The following is a 4,711-nucleotide window of genomic DNA, read 5'->3' on the forward strand; positions in this document are numbered from 1 at the left end:
ATAAGTGTTTTAAATATAACGCTAAAAACTTTAGATTAATTTTAGGAGGAAAAATGAGCGGATATATTTTGGAAATGAAAAATATACGTAAAGAATTTTTGGGCGGAAAAATTGTCGCAAATGATGATATTACGCTAAAAGTAAAAAAAGGGGAGATTCATGCAATTGTTGGGGAAAATGGAGCAGGTAAGTCTACGCTTATGAAGATTTTGAATGGATTGTATTCTCCGACTTCTGGTGAGATTTTTTATAAGGGGGAAAAAATTGATATTGAAAGTCCTACAACTGCGGCAAATTTGGGAATTGGAATGGTTTATCAGCATTTTATGCTAGTTGATACATTGACAGTTGCTGAAAATATGGTTTTAGGATTTGAACCTAAAAAGGGTGGAGTATTTTTTGATTTGAATACTGCAAGAAAGAAGGTTAGGGAAGTTTCTGAAAGATATGGACTAAATATTGATCCAGATGCAAAAGTGTCAGATTTATCAGTTGGAATTCATCAGAGAATTGAGATTTTGAAGGTGCTATTTAAGGGAGCAGAGCTACTGGTGTTTGATGAGCCGAGTGCAGTCCTTACACCTCAAGAAGTAAAAGAACTTTATGAAATTATGAGAAATCTTGTAAAAGAAGGGAAAACAATAATCTTTATTTCTCATAAATTACAGGAAGTACTTGATTTATCAGATAATATCACAGTTATTAGACGTGGAAGCGATGTTGGAGAACTCAAGACTGAGGAAGCGACGAAAGAAAAAATTGCAAATCTTATGGTCGGGCGTGTGGTGCTGTTTGAAGTGAAACGTCCAGATGTGAAACTGGGAGATGTAGTTGTAAAAGTTGATAATTTAACTGTGAAAAGTGGAAATATTGAAAAATTAAAAGGCGTTTCATTTGAAATAAGAGAAGGAGAAATTCTTGGAATTGCTGGTGTAGAAGGTAACGGACAAACTGAACTGATAGAAGCTCTTGCAGGACTTATAAAAGTTGATAGTGGAACATATTTTATAGATAACAATGAGTTGGAAAATAAATCACCAAAACTTATTAAGGAAAAAGGGCTTTCCCATATACCTGAAGACAGACATAAAAGAGCAACTATTGATGATTTTACTATAGAGGAGAATATGGCTTTAGGACTTCAGGATCAATATTCTAAAGGAATATTGCTAGATTATAGTGAAATTGAGAAAAAAACTAATGAATATATAGAAAAATATGATATTAGACCTACAGATGGAAAAATAAAATTTGGCGGACTGTCTGGGGGAAATCAGCAAAAAGTTGTTGTAGCAAGAGAGTTGGAACGTGAAAATAGATTTATTATTGCGGCACAGCCTACAAGGGGAGTTGATATTGGTGCAATTGAGATGATTCATAATACGATTTTGAATGAAAAAACTCAGAAAAAGGCTATAATGCTTGTTTCAGCAGAGTTATCAGAAATAATGGCGTTAAGTGACAGAATTGCAGTAATGTATTCGGGAAGAATTGTAGGGGTTTTGGATAGAAAAGATGCAACAACAGAAAAAATAGGAATATTAATGGCAGGAGGAAAAATAGATGATTAAAAATAAGATAAAGGATTTTCTACCATCTATAATTGCAGTATTAATAGCATTAATTATTGGTGGAATGATAATGATAACAAAAGGTGTAAATCCATTTACAGCCTATACCGACATGATGCGAGCAGCTTTTTATCAAACTTCGCCAAGATCTCCATTATTTAGTGGACTTGCAAAGACATTATTTATTGCAACACCATTAATATTTTCGGCACTTGCTACAATGGTAGCCTTTAAAGCGGGATTGTTTAATATAGGAATGCAAGGACAAATGATTGCAGGAGGACTTGCGGCTACTTTCTGGGCAATCACATTTAAAAATTATGTTTTTGGAAATGTAGTAGTTGTAATAATTGTGGCTATAATTGCTGGATTTCTTTGGGCTGGAATAGCTGGACTGTTGCGTGCAAAATTTGGAGTAAGTGAAGTAATCAGTACGATTATGTTAAACTATATCATGATTGAAGTGCAAAATTTCTTGTTAAATGGGCCTTTAAAAGATCCTGCTTCACAAAATACACAATCTCCACGTATCTTTGAAGGAGCAAGATTACCGCTACTTTTTGCAAAAATTACAAAACAAAACTTAAATTTTGGTTTTATAATCGCAATTCTTCTGACAATAGGAATATTTTTCTTTTTCAAATATTTTAAAAAAGGATATGAAATAAAAGCAGTTGGACAAAGTGATACAGTTGCTGAAAATGCAGGAATCAATCCAAGACACATTATGTTTTTGGCAATGGGAATCGCTGGAGCATGTGCTGGACTTGGAGGAGCTGAACGTGTTTTAGGTGGAGCATCACAGTATACATATACAGAGCTTATAATGGGAGATTATGGATTTACAGGGCTTGCTGTGGCACTCCTTGGAAAAAACAATCCATTTGGAATATTAGTTGCGGCAATATTTTATGCGGCACTTGAAGTTGGGGGACAAATGTTGCAGCAAAGATACCAGATTGATAAAGATATTGTATTTATTATACAAGCATTAATAATTATTTTCGTAGCGTCAGAAAATTTATTTAAATTTATGCTTAATAAAAAGAAAACAGTATAAGTTTAATTGTCAAATAAAAAATATTGAGTCAGAAAGGAAAAATAAAATGATTGTATTAAAACAAATATTTAATTTATTGCAGCAAACAATAATAATAGCACCTCCAATTTTAATAACAGCTGTAGGAGCGTGTATTTCTGAAAAAAGTGGAGTTATTAATATTGGACTTGAAGGAATTATGCTAAGTTCAGCATTTGCGACAGCAGTTGTCAATATTGCTACAGGAAATCCATATTTAGGAATAATTTTTGGAGTGATAGTGGGGGTCTTAATCTCACTAATTCACGCAGTAATAAGTATCAATCTTAAAGGAAATCAAATTATAAGTGGAGTTGCAATAAATTTATTTGCAGCTGCAATCACTTCGTATTCTATAAAAGCCATCTATAAAACTGCTGGAAGTACTCCATTGGCAAAATCATTGGCAAATCGTCCATTAATGATAATCGTAATTTATGCAGTTGCCATAGCAATGTATTTCTTTTTATATAAAACTGTATTAGGTCTAAGAATCCGTTCTGTTGGAGAGCATCCTTTAGCGGCCGATACAGTTGGAATAAGTGTTTATAAGACAAGATATATAGCTGTGCTTATATCAGGTGCATTAGGTGGACTTGGAGGGGCTTATCTTACAGCAGTATTGCTTCCCTCTTTTTCAAACAATATGTCAGCAGGACGTGGATACATTGCCATGGCGGCAATGATTTTTGGAAAATGGAATCCATTAGGAGCAATTTTGGCAAGTTTATTATTTGCTTTTGGACAAGCATTTGCAGATGTCTCAAAAACAATCGGGTTACCAATATCTCAGCAATTTTTGACAATGATACCATATGTTTTGACTTTATTGGCATTAGTTGGATTTGTAGGAAAATCGAAAGCACCAAAAGCATCAGGATTGCCGTATGAAAAATAAAATTTAATAATAAAAAAAGGAATAAAAATGTCAAAATCTTATCAGGAAATAAATGCAGAAACAATTGACCGTTGGATTGAAGAAGGCTGGGAATGGGGACAGCCAATTAGCCATGAAACTTATTTAAATGCTAAAAATGGTAATTGGAATGTCCTCTTAACACCAACAAATCCTGTACCTCACGAATGGTTTGGAAACTTAAAAGACAAAAAAATATTAGGACTGGCTTCTGGTGGTGGACAGCAAATGCCTATATTTAACGCTTTGGGAGGAAACTGCACTGTTTTGGATTACTCAGATAAACAGCTGGAAGCTGAAAAAATGGTTGCAGAACGTGAAAAATATGAAATAGAAGTTATCAAAGCCGATATGACAAAAAAATTGCCATTTGCAGATAACAGTTTTGACATAATTTTTCATCCAGTAAGCAACTGCTACATCGAAAAAGTTGAACCAGTTTTTAAAGAATGTTACCGAATCCTGAAAAAAGGTGGAATTTTATTGTGTGGTCTTGATATTGGAACAAATTATACTGTAGATGAAAAGGAAGAAAAAATCATCAACAGTCTTCCATTCAACCCATTAGTCAATGAAGAGCAAAGAAAGCAGCTGGAAGAACAGGACTGTGGAATTCAATTTTCCCACACAATATCAGAACAGATAGGTGGACAATTGAAAGCTGGATTTAGACTAACAGATATTTATGATGATACAAATGGATTTGGAAGGCTGCATGAACTTAATATTGCAAGTTTTGTGGCAACAAGAGCAATAAAAGAATAAAAATACAAAAGGAATATTTAATATGAGAAAAATAGTTTTTATATTTATGGTATTTTCTTTAGTTTCGTTTTCAAAAGATTTGGAAATAATTACAGCTAAATTTTTTAGTGCTTGTGGGGAAAATGATAACGAACATTTAAAAATACTAGAAAATGAACAAAGAAAAATGGATGAAATATATAATAAACTAATTCAGAAATTTGATAAAAATAGAAAGCGTTATTCTAAATTAAAGCAGAAGTTAATTAATTCTCAAGAAATGTGGATAAAATATTCAGATGAAGAAATGAGAAATTATGGAATGTATAGAAATTGGTATAACCTATGCGTTAGAGAAAAATCTGAAACAAGAGAACGGATTAATTTAATACAACAAAGGAT

At 32.9% G+C, this 4,711-nt stretch carries 5 protein-coding genes; all 5 read left to right on the plus strand.

Annotated features, from left to right (window positions below):
* Positions 1–53 precede the first annotated feature (53 nt).
* Positions 54–1,571 carry an ABC transporter ATP-binding protein gene (locus tag Q0370_RS01390; RefSeq protein ID WP_299571088.1) on the plus strand — a complete coding sequence of 506 codons (1,518 nt, stop codon included), beginning with the start codon at positions 54–56 and terminating at the stop codon, positions 1,569–1,571.
* A complete protein-coding gene (locus tag Q0370_RS01395) occupies positions 1,564–2,631 on the plus strand; it encodes an ABC transporter permease (RefSeq protein ID WP_299571090.1) in 1,068 nt (355 codons plus the stop codon). Before Q0370_RS01390 ends, Q0370_RS01395 begins: the two co-directional genes overlap by 8 nt.
* A gap of 46 nt (positions 2,632–2,677) precedes the next feature.
* Positions 2,678–3,547 (plus strand): ABC transporter permease, encoded by an 870-nt coding sequence (locus tag Q0370_RS01400; RefSeq protein ID WP_299571093.1) that lies wholly within the window; start codon positions 2,678–2,680, stop codon positions 3,545–3,547.
* A gap of 27 nt (positions 3,548–3,574) precedes the next feature.
* On the plus strand, positions 3,575–4,330 hold the full coding sequence (locus Q0370_RS01405; protein ID WP_147006435.1) for a class I SAM-dependent methyltransferase: 756 nt from the start codon (positions 3,575–3,577) through the stop codon (positions 4,328–4,330).
* A gap of 22 nt (positions 4,331–4,352) precedes the next feature.
* Positions 4,353–4,711: lysozyme inhibitor LprI family protein (locus Q0370_RS01410; RefSeq protein WP_299571106.1), on the plus strand; the 359-nt coding region annotated here is incomplete at its 3' end.

Source organism: uncultured Leptotrichia sp. (genome assembly GCF_938036635.1).
Taxonomy (GTDB): domain Bacteria; phylum Fusobacteriota; class Fusobacteriia; order Fusobacteriales; family Leptotrichiaceae; genus Leptotrichia; species Leptotrichia hongkongensis.

Excerpts from the sequence above, each read along its gene's own strand:
- Q0370_RS01395 (WP_299571090.1), top strand. The coding sequence starts at position 1,564 with ATGATTAAAAATAAGATAAAGGATTTTCTACCATCTATAATTGCAGTA.
- Q0370_RS01400 (WP_299571093.1), top strand. The coding sequence starts at position 2,678 with ATGATTGTATTAAAACAAATATTTAATTTATTGCAGCAAACAATAATA.
- Q0370_RS01390 (WP_299571088.1), top strand. The coding sequence starts at position 54 with ATGAGCGGATATATTTTGGAAATGAAAAATATACGTAAAGAATTTTTG.
- Q0370_RS01405 (WP_147006435.1), top strand. The coding sequence starts at position 3,575 with ATGTCAAAATCTTATCAGGAAATAAATGCAGAAACAATTGACCGTTGG.